14 protein-coding genes are annotated in these 17,774 nt (G+C 65.4%); 9 read left to right on the top strand and 5 right to left on the bottom strand.

Annotated elements, in window-relative coordinates:
• Positions 1-482: 482 nt before the first annotated feature.
• Both FVQ98_RS06130 and uvrA read left to right on the top strand, forming a co-directional pair.
• Positions 483-2,150 (top strand): MFS transporter, encoded by a 1,668-nt coding sequence (locus FVQ98_RS06130; protein ID WP_222707572.1) that lies wholly within the window; start codon positions 483-485, stop codon positions 2,148-2,150.
• 156 nt (positions 2,151-2,306) lie between these two features.
• The gene (uvrA, locus tag FVQ98_RS06125) at positions 2,307-8,186 is read left to right on the top strand and encodes an excinuclease ABC subunit UvrA (RefSeq protein ID WP_147912556.1); all 5,880 of its coding nucleotides are present in this window, start codon (positions 2,307-2,309) and stop codon (positions 8,184-8,186) included.
• 37 nt (positions 8,187-8,223) lie between these two features.
• On the opposite strand, the gene FVQ98_RS06120 is transcribed toward uvrA, so the two are convergent.
• From FVQ98_RS06120 to FVQ98_RS06110, 3 genes are all read right to left on the bottom strand, one after another.
• Entirely contained in the window at positions 8,224-8,676 is a 453-nt protein-coding gene (locus FVQ98_RS06120; RefSeq protein WP_147912555.1) for a RidA family protein, read from the bottom strand.
• A gap of 71 nt (positions 8,677-8,747) precedes the next feature.
• Positions 8,748-9,650: an HAD family hydrolase gene (locus tag FVQ98_RS06115; RefSeq protein ID WP_147912554.1), complete on the bottom strand. Its 903-nt coding sequence runs from the start codon at positions 9,648-9,650 to the stop codon at positions 8,748-8,750.
• The gene (locus tag FVQ98_RS06110; RefSeq protein ID WP_147912553.1) at positions 9,647-10,138 is read right to left on the bottom strand and encodes an acyl-CoA thioesterase; all 492 of its coding nucleotides are present in this window, start codon (positions 10,136-10,138) and stop codon (positions 9,647-9,649) included. Before FVQ98_RS06110 ends, FVQ98_RS06115 begins: the two co-directional genes overlap by 4 nt.
• Positions 10,139-10,177: 39 nt before the next feature.
• Here FVQ98_RS06110 and FVQ98_RS06105 point away from each other — a divergent pair, with 39 nt between their 5' ends.
• From FVQ98_RS06105 to FVQ98_RS06085, 5 genes are all read left to right on the top strand, one after another.
• Positions 10,178-12,034, top strand: coding sequence for an ABCB family ABC transporter ATP-binding protein/permease (locus tag FVQ98_RS06105; protein WP_147912748.1), 1,857 nt, complete (start codon positions 10,178-10,180; stop codon positions 12,032-12,034).
• Positions 12,035-12,178: 144 nt separating this feature from the next.
• The gene (locus FVQ98_RS06100) at positions 12,179-13,078 is read left to right on the top strand and encodes a transporter substrate-binding domain-containing protein (RefSeq protein WP_147912552.1); all 900 of its coding nucleotides are present in this window, start codon (positions 12,179-12,181) and stop codon (positions 13,076-13,078) included.
• A gap of 101 nt (positions 13,079-13,179) precedes the next feature.
• On the top strand, positions 13,180-13,938 hold the full coding sequence (locus tag FVQ98_RS06095; RefSeq protein WP_147912551.1) for an amino acid ABC transporter permease: 759 nt from the start codon (positions 13,180-13,182) through the stop codon (positions 13,936-13,938).
• 2 nt (positions 13,939-13,940) lie between these two features.
• A complete protein-coding gene (locus FVQ98_RS06090) occupies positions 13,941-14,606 on the top strand; it encodes an amino acid ABC transporter permease (RefSeq protein WP_147912550.1) in 666 nt (221 codons plus the stop codon).
• A gap of 32 nt (positions 14,607-14,638) precedes the next feature.
• Positions 14,639-15,376, top strand: coding sequence for an amino acid ABC transporter ATP-binding protein (locus tag FVQ98_RS06085; RefSeq protein ID WP_147912747.1), 738 nt, complete (start codon positions 14,639-14,641; stop codon positions 15,374-15,376).
• Positions 15,377-15,395: 19 nt separating this feature from the next.
• On the opposite strand, the gene FVQ98_RS19605 is transcribed toward FVQ98_RS06085, so the two are convergent.
• Entirely contained in the window at positions 15,396-15,581 is a 186-nt protein-coding gene (locus FVQ98_RS19605; RefSeq protein ID WP_187265648.1) for a helix-turn-helix domain-containing protein, read from the bottom strand.
• Positions 15,496-16,539, bottom strand: a complete 1,044-nt coding sequence (locus FVQ98_RS19600; RefSeq protein ID WP_187265647.1) for a hypothetical protein — start codon at positions 16,537-16,539, stop codon at positions 15,496-15,498. The genes FVQ98_RS19605 and FVQ98_RS19600 overlap by 86 nt, the downstream gene beginning before the upstream one ends.
• A gap of 134 nt (positions 16,540-16,673) precedes the next feature.
• Here FVQ98_RS19600 and FVQ98_RS06075 point away from each other — a divergent pair, with 134 nt between their 5' ends.
• Both FVQ98_RS06075 and FVQ98_RS06070 read left to right on the top strand, forming a co-directional pair.
• The gene (locus FVQ98_RS06075; RefSeq protein WP_147912548.1) at positions 16,674-17,411 is read left to right on the top strand and encodes an Lcl C-terminal domain-containing protein; all 738 of its coding nucleotides are present in this window, start codon (positions 16,674-16,676) and stop codon (positions 17,409-17,411) included.
• Positions 17,412-17,416: 5 nt separating this feature from the next.
• A complete protein-coding gene (locus FVQ98_RS06070; RefSeq protein ID WP_147912547.1) occupies positions 17,417-17,701 on the top strand; it encodes a DUF1566 domain-containing protein in 285 nt (94 codons plus the stop codon).
• The last annotated feature ends 73 nt before the right edge of the window (positions 17,702-17,774 follow it).

Genomic DNA, 17,774 nt, shown 5'->3' with positions numbered 1-17,774 from the left:
GGTCAGGATTGGGCTTGAACGGCCTGTTTTTCGCGCGACCAACGCAGGCGATCGCACGGTGCGACGCGCTGACGCCGACAAAGCCGCGGGCGCCTTTTCCCCGCACCTGAACACCAATCCCGTACAGGCAGACAAAGTCAACCTGCGCGGCGCATGCCGATGTGGCCGCCTGAGCGCGCCCGCGCAGTGAGGGTTTGACGCGACGTTGGTGTCCCATGTGGCTTAATTTTTTTTATCAGGGTTTTCGCGGGGGCAAGGGAGCAAGAAAAGCAAGCCGTAGACCGCTCTGAGTCCACCAAATTTCGCATCAAAAAAAATACCGGCAGGGTTATCCCGAAAGTTGTCAGGCTTTGTTCAGATTGCGTTCGCGACGCTGCCTGGGCTTGTCAGAAATCGGTCAGCCGCTGCTTGGACATTTCGACGCAGGACACAACTCGTTGCGTGTCCGCAGCTCGCGCGTTCACCACCCAAGGAGACATCTCATGGCAACTGCAGCGGCGGCCAATCGGCCGATGACCGCAGAGGAGAAGAAAGTCATCTTCGCCTCGTCACTCGGCACCGTGTTCGAGTGGTACGACTTCTACCTGTACGGCTCGCTGGCAGCGATCATCGCCAAGCAGTTCTTCGCTGGTCTGGACCCGACGTCCGCGTTCATCTTCGCGCTGCTGGCATTTGCCGCGGGCTTCATCGTGCGCCCATTCGGCGCGCTGGTGTTCGGCCGCCTGGGCGACATGATCGGCCGCAAGTACACCTTCCTGGTGACGATCCTGATCATGGGCATGTCGACCTTCGTGGTCGGTATCCTGCCGACCTACGCCTCCATTGGCGTGATGGCCCCGGTCATCCTGATCATCCTGCGCATGCTGCAAGGCTTGGCGCTGGGCGGTGAGTACGGCGGTGCTGCCACCTACGTGGCCGAGCATGCCCCCAACGGCAAGCGCGGCGCCTACACCGCGTGGATCCAGACCACTGCGACGCTGGGCCTGTTCCTGTCGCTGATCATCATTCTGGTGGTGCGCACGGTGCTGGGCGAGGAGGCGTTTGCCGACTGGGGTTGGCGCATTCCGTTCATCCTCTCGATCGCGCTGCTCGGCATCTCGGTATGGATTCGCCTGTCGATGAACGAATCGCCCGCCTTCCAGAAGATGAAGGCCGAGGGCAAGACCTCCAAGGCCCCGCTGTCCGAGTCCTTCGGCCAGTGGAAGAACCTGAAGATCGTGCTGCTGGCCCTCTTCGGTCTGGTGGCTGGTCAGGCCGTGGTCTGGTACACGGGTCAGTTCTACTCGCTGTTCTTCCTGACAAGCGTGCTGAAGGTGGACGCGTCGACTGCCAACATCATGATCGCCATCGCGCTGCTGATCGCCACGCCGTTCTTCGTGATCTTCGGCACGCTGTCGGACAAGATTGGCCGCAAGCCGATCATCATGGCCGGTCTGCTTTTGGCGGTGCTGACCTACTTCCCGCTGTTCAAGGCGCTGACGGCCGCGGCCAACCCCGACCTCGCAGCGGCCCAGCAGGCCAACCAGGTGGTCGTGACGGCCGATCCGAAGGAGTGCTCGTTCGGCGGCAACCCCGTGGCGCGCGACATCGACTTCCACACTTCGTGCGATATCGCCAAGCGTTTCCTCGCGCAGCAGTCGGTGAGCTATGAGAATGCCGTGGGCACGGGTCCGGCGGTCGTCAAGATCGGGCCGAAGGAGATCCCTGCACCGAACGGCGTGGTGGCGGGTGGCAAGTTCGACGAGACCAGCGCCAAGGCCATCGCCGCGTTCAAGAAGGAAGTGGGCGACACGCTGAAGGCCGACGGCTACCCTGCCAAGGCCGATCCGGCCAAGATGAACAAGCCGCTGATGATCGCCATTCTGACGCTGCTGGTGATCTACGTGACCATGGTCTACGGCCCGATCGCCGCAGCATTGGTGGAGATGTTCCCGACCCGCATTCGCTACACCTCGATGAGCCTGCCCTACCACATCGGCAACGGCTGGTTCGGCGGCATGCTGCCCACGATCTCGTTCGCGATGGTCGCGTCCAACGGCAACATGTATTACGGCCTCTGGTACCCGATCGTGATCGCGGCGATCACCTTCATCGTCGGCGTGCTGTTCGTGCGTGAAACCAAGGACGTGGACATTTACGCCACGGATTGACGGAAAGCTGGAGTGCCAGTCGGGCTGGTTAGCCCGGCGGCACTCGGCCACATCACTTGAAGCCCGCCTCGTGCGGGCTTTTTTTTGGCCGGAGCGCCCCGACATGGGACGGGCATAGAATTTTTGTCCCCCAGCCGTTACACCCCAGCCGCACCCATGTCGCGCCCCCTGATCCGCATCCGCGGCGCCCGCCAGCACAACCTCAAGAACCTGGACTTGGACATCCGCACCGGCGAGATGACGGTGGTGACCGGCCCCAGCGGTTCCGGCAAGTCCAGTCTGGTGTTCGACACGCTGTACGCCGAAGGTCAGCGCCGCTACGTCGAAACCTTCAGCGCCTACGCGCGCCAGTTTCTCGACCGCATGGACAAGCCGGCGGTCGACAAGGTGGAGGGGGTGCCGCCCGCGATCGCCATCGACCAGACCAACCCGGTGCGCAGCTCGCGCTCCACGGTTGGCACGATGACCGAGCTGAACGACCACCTCAAGCTGCTGTTCGCCCGCGCCGGCCAGCTGTTCGACAAGCAAACCGCCCAACCGGTGCGCCACGACACGCCGGAAACGATCTATGCCGAGCTGCGCGAACGCGCCACCGCCGCCGGCGATCCGCGCGTGGTGCTGACCTTCGCCGTGGAACTGCCCGCCGGCACGCCGCCCGAGCAGGTCGAGCAATGGCTGTCCGCCAGCGGCTACACGCGCGTACAGGCGGAGCGTGGAGACGGCGGCAAGAAGCTGCTGGATGTGGTGGCCGACCGCTTCCGCCTGGGCACCGCCGAGAAAGCGCGTGTGCTGGAGGCGATCGAGGTCGCGCTGCATCGGGGCACCGGGTGTCTGTCGGTCTACGTGCTGGACGACGAAGGTGGGACGGCAGATCTGTGGAAGTTTTCAACGGGGCTCCACTGCCCCGACAGCGACCTGCGCTACGCCGAGCCCATCCCGTCCATGTTCTCGTTCAACTCGCCGGTCGGCGCGTGCGAGACCTGCCGCGGCTTCGGCCGTGTCATCGGCGTGGACTGGGGTCTGGTCATCCCGGACGAACGGCTGACCCTGCGCGCCGGGGCCGTCAAGCCGATCCAGACTCCGGCCTGGAAGGAGTGCCAGGACGACCTGATGCGCTACGCCGAAGCTGCCGGCATTCCGCGCGACACGGCCTGGAACAAGCTCACGGCCGAGCAGAAGGCCTGGGTCATCGAAGGCACGCCCAACTTCAAGGCGGGCAACTGGAACAAGCAGTGGTACGGCATCCGCCGCTTCTTCCAGTACCTGGAAAGCAAGGCGTACAAGATGCACATCCGGGTGCTCTTGTCCAAGTACCGCAGCTACACGCCGTGCCCGGTGTGCGCCGGCGCGCGCTTGAAGACCGAGCCGCTGCTGTGGCGCGTCGGGGGCAAGGCGGACGCCGACGCCGTGCTGCCGCCCGCGCAGCGCTTTCTGCCGCAAGGCGTGGCGTGGAGCCGCGCGCAGCTGGAAAGCCTGCCGGGTTTGTGCCTGCACGATCTGATGCTGCTGCCCATCGACCGGCTGCGGCAGTTCTTTGACCGATTGGCGGGTGCTACCCATTCGATAGCTGTTCGGGCAGATTCTACAAGGGCTGACGCCCCATTGAATGCCGAATCGGCCGATGCGCAGGCGCGCAAGCTGATTCTGGAAGAAATCCAGACGCGGCTGAAGTACCTGACCGACGTCGGCATCGGCTACCTCACGCTCGACCGCCAAAGCCGCACGCTGAGTGGCGGCGAGGTGCAGCGCATCAACCTGACCACCGCGCTGGGCACCAGCCTGGTCAACACGCTGTTCGTGCTGGACGAGCCCAGCATCGGCCTGCACCCGCGCGACATGGACCGCATCACCGAAGCCATGCAGCGCCTCAAGCGCGCGGGCAACACGCTGGTGGTGGTGGAGCACGACCCGGCCGTCATGCTGGCGGCCGACCGCGTGCTGGACTTCGGCCCCGGCCCCGGCGCGGCGGGCGGGCGCATCGTGTTCGACGGCACGCCGCAGGCCCTGCGCGCCAGCGACACGCTGACTGGCGAATACCTCGGCGGGCGCCGCAGCATTGAAACCGGCCTGGCGCGCCCGGTCAGCGACAGCACGCCGCGCCTGATTCTGGAAGGCGCGACCGAGCACAACCTGAAGCACGTGTCGGTCGACTTCCCGCTGCAGCGCCTGGTCACGGTGACGGGCGTGTCCGGCTCGGGTAAGTCCACGCTGATCCAGGACGTGCTGGCGCCGGCGCTGATGCGCCACTTCGGCCAGGCCACCGAGACGCCCGGTGCGCACGACCGCCTGCTCGGCGCCGACCACCTGAGCGGCGTGGTGTTTGTCGACCAGTCGCCCATCGGCAAGACGGCGCGGTCCAACCCGGTCAGCTACGTCGGCGCGTGGGACACGATCCGCGCGCTGTTCGCCAACGCGCCGCTGTCCAAGCAGCGCGGCTACACCGCGGCCAAGTTCAGCTTCAACAGCGGCGACGGGCGCTGCCCGACCTGCGGCGGTTCGGGCTTCGAGCATGTGGAGATGCAGTTCCTCTCCGACGTCTACCTGCGCTGCCCCGACTGCGACGGCCAGCGCTACCGGCCCGAGATTCTGGAAGTGCGCATCGACCGCCAGGGCCCGCAGGATTTGCGCGCGCGCCACCTCAACGTGGCCGACGTGCTGGACCTGACGGTGGCCGAAGCGGTGCAGCTGTTCGCGCGCGACCGCGAGGTGCTGCGCGCGCTGCAACCCATCGTTGACGTGGGCCTGGACTACGTCAAGCTGGGCCAGCCCGTGCCGACGCTGAGCGGCGGCGAGGCGCAGCGCCTGAAGCTGGCCGGCCACCTGGCCGAAGCGGCCAAGGCGCAGTCCTCCAGCCGCCAACCCACGGCCAAGAAGGGCCAACTGTTCCTGTTTGACGAACCGACCACCGGCCTGCACTTTGACGACATCGCCAAGCTGATGCGGGCCTTCCGCAAGCTGCTGGAGGCGGGGCATTCGCTGGTCGTGATCGAGCACAACCTGGACGTCATGCGCGCCAGCGACTGGCTGATCGACCTCGGCCCCGAAGGCGGCGACGCCGGTGGCACCGTGGTCGCGCAGGGCACGCCGGATGACGTGGCGCAGCACCCCACGTCGCACACCGGCGCCGCTCTGCGTGCCTACGTGGCGGCGCTGCGCGAGGCCGTACCGCTGTCCGTGCACGAAGCTGTTCCGCTATACAAAACGAAGCTGGCCGTGCAAGTGGCTGTAGGGCCAGAGGCCGAAAAAGCTTCCAACGCGATTGAGATCGTGCATGCGCGCGAGCACAACCTGAAGAACCTCAGCGTCGACATTCCGCGGGGCAAGTTCAACGTGATCACGGGCGTCAGCGGCTCGGGCAAGTCCACGCTGGCGTTCGACATCCTGTTCAACGAAGGGCAGCGGCGTTACCTGGAATCGCTGAACGCCTACGCGCGCTCCATCGTGCAGCCGGCCGGCCGGCCGGAGGTGGACGCGGTCTACGGCATCCCGCCCACGGTGGCGATCGAGCAGCGCCTGTCGCGCGGCGGCCGCAAGAGCACGGTGGGCACGACGACCGAGGTGTGGCACTTCCTGCGCCTGCTGTACGTCAAGCTGGGCGTGCAGCACTGCGTGCACGACGACGCCACGGTGCAGCCGCAAACGCCCGAGCGCATCGCCGCGCAGATCCTGACGCGCTTTCGCGACCAGACCATCGGTCTGATGGCGCCGCTGGTGGTCGGCCGCAAGGGCGTGTACACCGAGCTGGCCGATTGGGCGCGCCCGCGCGGCTTCACGCACCTGCGCGTCGACGGCGAGTTCTTGCCGACCACGGGCTTCCCGCGCATCGACCGCTTCAAGGAGCACACGATCGAGCTGCCGGTGATGAGCCTGCCGGTCATCCCCGGTAACGAAGCGCAGCTGCGCGAATCGCTGACGCGCGCGCTGGAGCACGGCAAGGGCGTGGTGCACGTGCTGCACGACATCGCCGGCCTGCGCCACGCCATGGAGCACGGCGAATCGACCGCGCGCATCGGCCGCGTGGAGGTGTTTTCGACCAAGCGCGCCTGCCCGGTCTGCGCCACCAGCTATGCGGAGCTGGACCCGCGCCTGTTCTCGTACAACAGCAAGCACGGCTGGTGCCCCGACTGCGTCGGCACCGGCGTCAAGCTGACCAAGGAGCAGCGCCGTGCGCTGGACGATTCGGTGCTGGCCGACGACCAGAAAGGGCGCGAACAGACCTTTGACGAACCCGATGTGGACGACGTCGGCCACGCCGCCTGCCCAACCTGCCAGGGCACGCGCCTGAACCCGATCGCGCGCCACGTGCGCCTGCACGCACCGGTGCACGGCGCGCCCGCGCGCGGCGACGGCGGCCGCGTGGACGGCATCGCCATCACCGACCTGGCGCGCCTGTCGGTACGCGATTTGCACCAGTGGTTTGACGGCCTGCAACTGCAAGGGCGCGACGCCGACATCGCGCGCGACCTGCTGCCGGAAATCTTGAGCCGCCTGGCGTTTCTGGAGCAGGTGGGCCTGGGCTACCTCACGCTCGACCGCGGCGCGCCCACGCTCAGTGGTGGCGAAGCGCAGCGCATTCGCCTGGCGGCGCAGCTGGGCAGCAACCTGCAGGGCGTGTGCTACGTGCTGGATGAGCCGACCATCGGCCTGCACGCGCGTGACAACCAGATCCTGCTGGACGCGCTGCACAACCTGTCGAGCAAGGGCAACACGCTGGTGGTGGTCGAGCACGACGAAGACACCATCCGCCGCGCCGAGCACGTGATCGACATCGGCCCCGGCGCCGGCGTGCGCGGCGGCCATTTGGTCGCGCAAGGCACGGTGGCCGACGTGGCGGCCGCGGCCGATTCGGCCACCGGGCGTTACCTGCGCGAGGCGATGCGTCACCCGCTGCACACGCGCCGTGCCGTCGGTGCCGCGCCACCGGCTGTCGCGGTGACCGAAGGCGACGGCTGGCTGTCGCTGAAGGGCGCGTACCTGCACAACCTGAAGGACGTCGACGTGGCCGTGCCGCTGAAGCGCCTGGTGGCGGTGACGGGCGTGTCCGGCTCGGGGAAATCCACCCTGGCGCGCGATGTGTTGCTGGCCAGCGTGCAGCGCTTTGTCCGCCAGGAAATGAAAGGGAAAAAGGCGTCTAGCCCTACAGCAGACAGCGCGATCAGCTACGAAATCAATAGCAATGGCCTGATCGGCTGCACCGCGCTGGAAGGCTTTGGCCAGATCGACCGCGTGCTGGAAGTCGACCAGACGCCGATCGGCAAGACCCCACGCAGCTGCCCCGCGACCTACATCGGCTTCTGGGACACGGTGCGCAAGCTGTTCGCCGACACGCTGGAGGCCAAGGCGCGCGGCTACGGGCCGGGGCGCTTCAGCTTCAACACCGGCGAAGGCCGTTGCCCCAGCTGTGAAGGTCAGGGCATGCGCACCATCGAGATGAGCTTTCTGCCGGACGTGAAGGTGCCGTGTGAGGTCTGCCACGGCGCGCGCTTCAACCCCGAGACGCTGGCCGTCACGTGGCGTGGCAAGAACATCGGTGACGTGCTGCAGATGGAGGTTGACGAGGCGGTGGAATTCTTCGCCAGCATGCCCAACATCGCGCACCCGCTGCAGCTGTTGAAGGACGTCGGCCTGGGCTACCTGACGCTGGGCCAGCCCTCACCGACCCTCAGCGGCGGCGAGGCGCAGCGCATCAAGCTGGTGACCGAATTAGCCAAGGTGCGCGACGACGTCACCCGCCGCGGCAACAAGGCGCCGCACACGCTGTACGTGCTGGACGAGCCGACGGTGGGCCTGCACATGCAGGACGTCGAAAAGCTGATCCACGTGCTGCACCGCCTGGTCGACGGCGGCCACAGCGTGGTGGTGATCGAACACGACCTCGACCTGATCGCCGAGGCCGACTGGATCCTGGACCTGGGCCCCGAAGGCGGCGATGGCGGCGGCCGTTTGGTGGCGGCCGGCACGCCCGAGGACGTGGTGCGCCTGGGCACGCACACCGGCCAGGCGCTGAAGCCGGTGCTGGCGCGCGGTCAGGGCTGACGTGCGGGCCGGTTGGGCGCCGGCACCGCCCCGCGCCTTACTTGGCCGCCAGACACTCCAGCTCGACCCGCGCGTTGAACGCCAGGCCCGACGCACCGAACGCGCTGCGCGCGGGGAAGCGCCCTTTCTGGAAGTAGGTCTGGTACACCTCGTTAAAGGCGCCCCATTCCTTCATGTCGGCCAGCATGGCGGTGCACTTGACCACGTCCGTCATGGCGTAGCCGTGCGCCTCCAGCGCGGTCTTGATGTTCTCCAGGACCTGCTTCGATTCGCCCGCGATGCCGCCTGGAGCGAGGTTCAGCGTGCCCGGCAGATTGCCGATCTGGCCGGACAGGATCAGCGTGTTGCCGACCTTGACCGCTTCCGAAAACGGCAGCGTGGTCGGCAGCACCTTGCCGGAGTTGAGGTATTGCGGCGGGCTGGCGCAGGCAGAGAGGGCGGCCAGGGCGGCGGCGGCCAAGGTGAGGCGGGAAAGGCGTTGAAAGCGCATCGGTTGTCTCCTGTCATGGTTCGGTCGTGCCGAGATGGCAGCGCCGATCATGCCCAAGGATGCGCGAAGCTTCAGTCGCCTTGGCGCTGCGCCAGCAGCAGGCGCGCCATTTCGGCGAAACCGGCGCCGCGTTCGCCCGCCGTGACATAGCGCGGCGGTGTCTGCAACTGGTCTGCAAAGCGCGCGATGTTGGCCACGCCCACGCTGTGGGTGAAGTGGTCGAACATCACCTGGTCGTTGGTGGAGTCGCCGATGTAGACCCAGCGCTCCTGCTGCGCCGCCAGGTCGTCGATGCCGAGGAGTTCGCGTGCGATCCAGCAGGCGCCGACCCACTTGTTGTGGTCGCCGATCCAGCCGTTGATGTGGATGCTGCTGACCGTGGCCTGCAGGCCTTCGGCGCGCATGAGGGCGACGACCTGGGCGATCTGCGCGTCGCCCAGATGGGCAAATTCGCTGTGATCGACGGCGATGTCGGTTTCGCGCCCGGGCGAATCCTGCGCCAGTGTGGCGCCGGGCACTTCGCGCAGGACGCGGGCCGCCACGCGCCGCAGGTGGGCGAAGTTGGTCTGGCGGGTGAGCGCATCATCGATATACAGTTTTGATAGCTGGTGGCGCAGCTCTGGCGCCATCTTCGGCCTGATTTGGCTTGAAATCTGTGCGCTGCCAGCGGACCCGCTTGCGCCCTCCGCGGGCGGCGTGCGGACGAGGGCGACGGCGCCGTTCTCGGCCACGATGGCGTCCAGCGGCCAGGTGAGGGCGAAGGCCTCGCTCCAGCCGACCGGGCGGCCGGTCACGGCGATCACGTGCACACCGGCGGCACGCAGCTCCGCCAGCGCGGTCAGCGCATCGGGCGTGATGGCGCCGTCGGTCGTCAGCGTGTCGTCGATGTCGGTGAAGACGCCAACCACGTCGCGCCAGGCGCCGGGTGGCAGCTCGCGCAGCGGCCGCCAGCGGGGCGACGGCGCGCCCGTCATGCTGGCGTGGCGGGCGATGGGGCGGCGGTGTCCTCGCGGCCGGGCAGGGCGCGCGGACGGCCGGTGTCGTCGATCGCCACGTAGGTCAGCGATGCTTCGGTGACCTTGATGAAATGGCCCTGGCGCTCGAAACGCTCGGCGAACACGCTCACCTTCACCGTGACCGAGGTCTTGCCGACCCGTTCCACTTTGGCCAGAAAGCTCAGGATGTCGCCCACGCGCACGGGCTGCTTGAACACGAACTGGTTGACCGCCACCGTGGCCATGCGGCCCTGGGCGTAACGCGCCGGCAGCACGGAGCCAGCCAGGTCGACCTGAGCCATCACCCAGCCGCCAAAGATGTCGCCGTTGCCGTTGGCGTCGGCCGGCATGGGCATGACCTTCAGCACCAGTTCGTGGTCGGTGGGCAGGCTGGCCTCGGGCGCGTCAACGGCGGTGGTGTTGGGCTTGCGCAGGTGGTCGGAGGCTTCGCGAGGGGTGGAGGACATGGGCACAATCGGCAGCTTCAGTGCTCTGAATTGTCCTTCATGCGCGGCGGCGGCGAACGTTCCTACTCTCCAGCGGCTTCTACTTCAACGGGCGGCCCGCGTTCGGACTGGCGCACCCTGGCGCGTCTGCTGCCGTACCTGTGGCAGTACCGCTGGCGTGTGGCGGCGGCGCTGCTGTTCGTCATCGGCGCCAAGGTGGCGAACGTCAGCGTGCCGGTGCTGCTCAAGCACCTCGTCGATGCGATGAGCATCCAACCCGGCGACCCGGCCGCGGTGCTGGTGGTGCCGATCGGGCTGTTGCTGGCCTACGGTGGCCTGCGGCTGATGACCTCGCTGTTCACCGAGCTGCGCGAGCTGGTGTTTGCCAAGGCGACACAGGGCGCGTCGCGGCAGATCGCGCTGCAGACCTTCGAGCACCTACACGGGCTGAGCCTGCGCTTTCACCTGGAGCGCCAGACCGGCGGCATGACGCGCGACATCGAACGCGGGGTGCGCGGCATCGAATCGCTGGTGTCGTTCTCGCTCTATTCGATCGTGCCGACCCTGGTCGAAGTGGTGATGGTGCTGACCATCCTGGCGGTGAAGTTCGACGCCAGCTTTGCCTGGATCACCGGCATCGCGCTGGTGCTGTACATCGGCTTTACCGTGGTGGTGACCGAATGGCGCACGCAGTTCCGGCGCCAGGCCAACGAGGCGGATTCGCAGGCCCACACCAAGGCCATCGATTCGCTGCTGAACTACGAAACGGTCAAGTACTTCAACAACGAGGCGTTCGAGGCGCGCCGCTACGACGACAGTCTGGAGCGCCTGCGCGCCGCGCGGCTAAAGAGCCAGACCACGCTGTCGCTGCTGAACACCGGGCAGCAACTGATCATCGCGACGGCGTTGGTGGTGATGCTGTGGCGCGCCACGCAGGGCGTGGTGGACGGCAAGCTGACGCTGGGCGACCTGGTGATGGTCAACGCCTTCATGATCCAGCTGTACATCCCGCTCAACTTTCTGGGCGTGATCTACCGCGAGATCAAGCAGAACCTCACCGATCTCGACAAGATGTTCACGTTGATGGACCGCGAACGCGAGGTGGCCGACGCGCCGCGCGCCGAGCCGCTGCGCACCAACGGCCCGGTGGACGTGCGCTTTGAGGACGTGCATTTCGCCTACGAAGCGGCGCGGCCGATCCTGCACGGCATCAGTTTCGACGTGCCTGCGGGCAAGACCGTGGCGGTGGTCGGCGCGTCGGGCGCGGGCAAATCCACGCTGGCGCGCCTGCTGTTTCGCTTCTACGACGTGGGCCGGCCCGGGCACCCCGAGGAGCCGACAGGCCGCATCCTGATCGCGGGGCAGGACATCCGCAGCGTGACGCAGGCCAGCGTGCGCTGCGCCATCGGCATCGTGCCGCAGGACACGGTGTTGTTCAACGACACGGTGGCCTACAACATCCGCTACGGCCGGCCTGAGGCGACGGACGCCGAGGTGGAGCAGGCCGCGCGCGCGGCGCACATCCACGACTTCATCCAGAGTACGCCCAACGGCTATGCCACCATGGTCGGCGAGCGCGGGCTGAAGCTGTCGGGCGGCGAAAAACAGCGCATCGCCATCGCACGCACGCTGCTGAAAGACCCGCCGGTGTTGATCTTCGACGAAGCCACCAGCGCGCTGGATTCGGCCAACGAGCGCGCCATCCAGGCCGAGTTGCGCCAGGCGGCGCGCGGCAAGACCACGCTGGTGATCGCCCACCGGCTGTCGACCGTGGTCGATGCGCACGAGATACTGGTCATGGACGGTGGGCGGATCGTCGAACGCGGCACGCACCTGGCGCTGCTCGCGGCGCAAGGTCGCTATGCCCAGATGTGGGCCTTGCAGCAAAGTGCCGAACGCGACGACACTGCCGATTGAACTCGACGGTCAGCCGTGCATCGAATGGCATGCGAATTGCATGGTGAGGCCTAGGGTTATCCTGTAGACCATGCTTCGTAGAATGTCGTTGTGAAACTCTCGCCCTGCACACTTCGGCGCGGGGAATTCTTGAAAGGAATCTGCATGTTCAAAAAACAACTTCTGGCCCTGTCCGTGATGGCGCTCGTCGCCGGCGGCGCTGTGGCACAGACGCCCGACACGCTGGCCAAGATCAAGTCCAGCGGCACCGTCAATCTGGGCGTACGCGATTCGTCCGGCCTGGCGTTCACCATTGGTGGCGGCAAGTACGTGGGTTTCCACACCGAAATGGCCGAGCGCATCATCGATGACCTGGGCAAACAACTGGGCATCAAGCCGAAGATCAACTACCAGGTGATCACCTCGCAGAACCGCGTGCCCCTGGTCCAGAACGGCACGATCGACTTCGAGTGCGGCTCTACCACCAACAACACCGCACGCAAGAAGGATGTGGATTTCGCCGTCACCACCTATGTGGAAGAAGTGCGCATCCTGACCAAGAAGAATTCGGGCATCAAGGGCATTGCCGACCTGAAGGGCAAGACCGTGGCCACGACCACCGGCACCACGTCGGTGCAGACCCTGCGCAAGAACAAGCGCGCCGAAGGCATCGACTTCAAGGAACTCACGGGTAAAGACCACGCCGACAGCTTCCTGCTGCTGGAGTCCGGTCGTGCCGACGCGTTCGTCATGGACGGCTCGATTTTGGCGGCCAACGCTGCCAAGTCCAAGAGCCCCAACGACTACGCGGTGGTGGGTGAGGTGCTGTCGGTCGAGCCGATTGCCTGCATGATGCCCAAGGGCGACGCCAAGCTGAAGAAGGCCATCGACGACAGCATCGTCCGTCAGATCAAGGACGGCTCGCTGGCCAAGCTGTACGACAAGTGGTTCATGCAGCCGATTCCGCCCAACAACGTGAACCTGAACATGCCGGCTTCGGCCAGCACCAAGGACGCCTGGGCTCATCCGAACGACAAGCCGATGGAAGACTACGCCGTCAAGTAATCTCGGAGACAGGCTAGCCTGATGGCAAGTGCGCCCACCCCTCATGCGGGTGGGCGCACTGCGTTTTGGGATGATTGAAGAGCGGGAAGGAGGATCAGCGTATGGCGATGGAATGGGATGTGCTCTGCAAGGACACCTTGACGGGCGAGGTGGTCAAGGGTTGCCTGGGCACCGGACAGGATCAGACCTACCTGAACTGGCTCCTGAACGCCTGGGGCTGGACAGTCGCCGTGGCCTTGTCTGCGCTGGTGATCGCTCTGGTGGTTGGATCGGTCATCGGCGTGATGCGCACGCTGCCGGACAGCCCCTGGATGGTGCGCTTTGGCAACGCCTGGGTTGAAGGCTTCCGCAACGTTCCGCTGCTGGTGCAGATTTTCCTTTGGTACTTTGCCGTGCCGGCGCTGATCCCGGCCATGAAGAGCGTGCCGCCTTTTGTGTTGGTGGTGCTGGCGCTGGGCTTTTTTACCTCGGCGCGAATCGCCGAGCAGGTGCGGGCAGGTATCCAGGCACTGCCCAAGGGCCAGCGCTACGCCGGCATGGCGCTGGGTTTCACCACGGTGCAGTACTACCGCTACGTCATCCTGCCGATGGCCTACCGGATCATCATTCCCCCGCTCACCAGCGAGTCGATGAACATTTTCAAGAACTCCTCGGTGGCGTTCGCGGTGTCGATCCCCGAACTGACGCAGTTTGCCCTGCAGGCCGGTGAGGAGACGGCGCGGCCAATCGAGGTTTACCTCGCGGTGACGGTGCTCTACGTGATTTCTGCACTGGTGATCAACCGCATCATGGCGTTCATCGAGAAGCGTGCGCGGGTGCCGGGCTTTGTGACTTCGGGTACGGGCGCGGGAGGGCACTGAGCATGAATCTCGACTTTTCGTTCTTCAACTGGACGCTGATCCAGAACTTCATCCTGAAGGGCCTGTGGTTCAGCATTACGCTCACTGCGGTTGCCACCCTCGGAGGCATCTTCTTCGGCACGCTGCTGGCGCTCATGCGCTTGTCGGGCAAGAAGTGGCTTGATGTCCCGGCTGCCATCTACGTCAACGGTATGCGCAGCATTCCGCTGGTGATGGTGATCCTGTGGTTCTTTCTTCTGGTGCCCTTCATCATCGGGCGTCCCATTGGCGCCGAGTATTCGGCTTTCATCACGTTCATCGCGTTCGAGGCAGCCTACTTCAGCGAAATCATGCGCGCCGGCATCCAGTCGATTCCGCGCGGCCAAGTGTTCGCTGGTCAGGCGCTGGGCATGACCTACAGCCAGAACATGATGCAGGTCATCCTGCCGCAGGCCTTCCGCAACATGCTGCCGGTGCTGTTGACGCAAACGATCATTCTGTTCCAGGACACATCGCTGGTCTACGCCATCGGCGCTTACGACCTGCTCAAAGGCTTTGAAACGGCGGGCAAGAACTACGGCCGCCCGGTCGAGATGTACATGGCTGCGGCCGTGCTCTACTTCATCATCTGCTTCTCGCTGTCCTGGCTGGTCAAGCGATTGCACAAGAAGATCGCCATCATTCGCTAATCCCCTGGAGAACCTTTATGGCTGAACACAACATGATTCAGATGACCAACGTGTCCAAGTGGTACGGACCCGTGCAGGTGCTCAACAACGCCTCGCTTCAGGTAAACAAGGGCGATGTCGTGGTGGTGTGCGGGCCGTCCGGCTCGGGCAAATCCACATTGATCAAGACCGTGAATGCGCTCGAGCCCGTGCAGCAGGGCGAAATCATTGTCAACGGCATCAAGGTGACCGATCCCAAGACCGATCTGCCCAAGTTGCGCAGCAAGGTCGGCATGGTGTTCCAGCACTTCGAGTTGTTCCCGCACTTGTCTGTGACCGAGAACCTGACCATCGCCCAGGTCAAGGTGCTGGGCCGCAAGCCGGATGAAGCCAAGGCGCGCGGCCTGAAGATGCTGGACCGCGTGGGCCTGATGGCGCACAAGGACAAGTTTCCCGGTCAGCTGTCGGGCGGTCAGCAGCAACGCGTGGCGATCGCCCGCGCGCTCAGCATGGACCCGATCGTCATGCTGTTCGACGAGCCCACCTCCGCGCTCGACCCCGAGATGGTGGGCGAGGTGCTGGACGTCATGGTCACGCTGGCCAAGGAAGGCATGACCATGATGGTGGTCACGCACGAAATGGGCTTTGCGCGCAAGGTGGCCAACCGCGTGATCTTCATCGACGTGGGCGGCCGCATCCTGGAAGACTGCTCGAAGGACGAGTTCTTCGGCAACCCCGAAGCGCGCCAGCCGCGTACCAAGGACTTCCTGAGCAAGATCCTGCAGCACTGAAGAGGGTCGGCGCGGCTCTTCAAGGTGGCCGGAACAGCGGATCCCGTCGTCCGGCTTCTTCGGAAAGCAGCCATTCGATCAGTTGCTGGCGCGATCCCAGGCCCAGGCGACTCATCAGCTCACGGTTGTAGGTCTTGAGCGTCAGCACGGTGATGCCGAGCGTCTGTGCCAACTCGGCCAGACTGGTGCTTCGCGTGGCGGCCACCACCAGCCGCTTTTCGCGGGGGCTGAGCGGCCAGCCGACGGGCGACGGTGATGTCGGTCGCCTCGAAATAGCGGATGCCCACCACCACCAGAGGCTCAGTGCACGCGGCCTGATGGGGCATCTTCTCCAGAACAAATTCGAACCGGCCCCAGGGCTGGTACAGCGACATGCGTCGCTTTAGTTCAGGTGCCGGCTGCTCGAACAGGGTGCGTACAGCCTCTTTCACCAGCGTCGGCAGAGCGTGCCAGTCCATGCGTGCCCATTCGAGTGTGTGCATATTGGCGCCACCCTGCAGGTACAGCAAGCGGGCGGCTTCCTGGCTGCGCGCCGCCAGTGCGCCATCGGCTTGCACCAGCAGCGTGGCCTCTCCTGCGAGAGCTGTCTCTACGGGTGCTGGTGTCTGCCAGGGGTGTTGACGCCGATCGAGCCCGCCGAGCGCCTGTGCACCGCGCCCCAGGAGGACGTGCTCATCGTCAGTGAACGCGCCGCTTTCGAGCGGACGGTACACGCTCAGAAAACCATAACCTCCGCCGATGCGAACCGGTGCCAGCGTCGCCCAGCGCAAGCCCTGTGAGCCGAATACCTCATCGAAGAACGTTGTCCGCGCGAACGCTGGCTCAGCGATGAGCCGTCGGAACGATTCTCCGCCGCTGCTCCACTGTGTCTGGATGGGACACAGGGTAAAAAACTCGCTGGCGTTGTCGATCCACCATTGGTAAGCGCGCAGGCTCATGTGCTCAGTCATGAACGCTGTGGGATTCAAGCTGCCGTCGGTCCAGCCGAAACCGCCTACGGTGCAGTCGATGCGGCTGCGCACCGCGGCGAGGATGCTCGGCATCAATGCCAGACTGGGATAGGGCAGTTCCGCCAGCAGATCGAGGTGGGCCAACCAGTCGCGCTTGCGCGCGAAACCTGGAACGATTTCCACAGCTGGCAAGCCGCTGAGCTGGTAGCGCAAGGGTGATCTTTCAGGTTGTTCCAGCTGTGCAGCATGCCACGACCGGCTGCCCAGCAACCCTCCACCTGGGTGGAGTTACATGGCCTCTGCGCGATCCCTACATTGGCGGCATTGCCAATCATGCAGAGAATGAAATGAGGGCTCACCGCGATTTCAACCCGAACGTGCTGCGCGTGCGGCCGCTTCTCGCAGCGCTGACGCTGACGGCCGCGGCAGGCCATGTGGACGCGCAGGCGCTGCAGCTCAACGACACCGGTCAAACGCAGTGCTTCGACGCCAGCCACGCTGCCGTGGCTTGCAACGCCGCTGTTGCGGGGCGGCCAGGGCAGGATGGCCGCCATGGCCGCGATGCCGCGATCGCGGCCGGCGCGTTGGTCAAGCAAGGCGCGGGCAGTGCAGGTTTTGACTTCACCAAAATCTGCATGAACGGCGAAGCGGCGGGAACGGGTAGTTGCGCCACGAGCCCCGCATACAACACCGGCGCCAACCCTCCCGCCACGGAATGGGCGTGCACCCGTGACAACGTGACCGGTCTGGTGTGGTCGCTGCAGACGAGGCTGGAGTTTTGGCCTACGGCCGTCACGCCCGCTTTCGCCGCGACCGGACACAACGCGATCAACCGCTGCGGCAGCACCACGGGCTGGCGGCTGCCCACCGTGGCCGAACTTCTGACGCTGGGCACCTATGGCGGCAGCAGCCCGGCCATCGATCAGGGCCACTTTCCGCTGACAGAGGGCAGTGCCTACTGGACATCCACCACTTCCTCCAGCCCCAATACTGCGTGGGTGGTCGATTTCGCCACCTGGGGCAACAACCTCTACAACACCCTCAGTGCGGCCTACGTGCGGCTTGTACTGCCCAGCGGACTGTGACAACCATGTTCACCATCGCCATGCCTGTCACCCGCTTTTTTGCGGGCGCGATCGCTCTAGCGGCGATGGCGCCCGTTGCCTGGGCTGCGCCTTTCACCATCCATGCTGACGGCACCGCGACCGACGCCGCCACCGGTCTGACCTGGGATCGGTGCTATCTCGGCCAGAGCCTCAGTGACGCGCGTTGCCCCGTCACCATCAGCACGGGCCAACTGACTTGGGCTGAAGCACTGCAATCCACCGAGTCATTGAACCTCGTAGCCTACATGTCGCATCCCGGACGATCATAGGGTCGCTTGTGGAATAGCTGGGGGTGCTCCTGGTACGACTGTTTCATGGCCTGCACAGGCGTCTTGCTGCCCA

Source organism: Ottowia flava, assembly GCF_008017535.1.
In the GTDB taxonomy this organism is placed as follows: domain Bacteria; phylum Pseudomonadota; class Gammaproteobacteria; order Burkholderiales; family Burkholderiaceae_C; genus Ottowia; species Ottowia flava.
The sequence above is the reverse complement of the archived record's forward strand: the minus strand, read 5'-3'. Positions and strand labels throughout refer to the sequence as shown.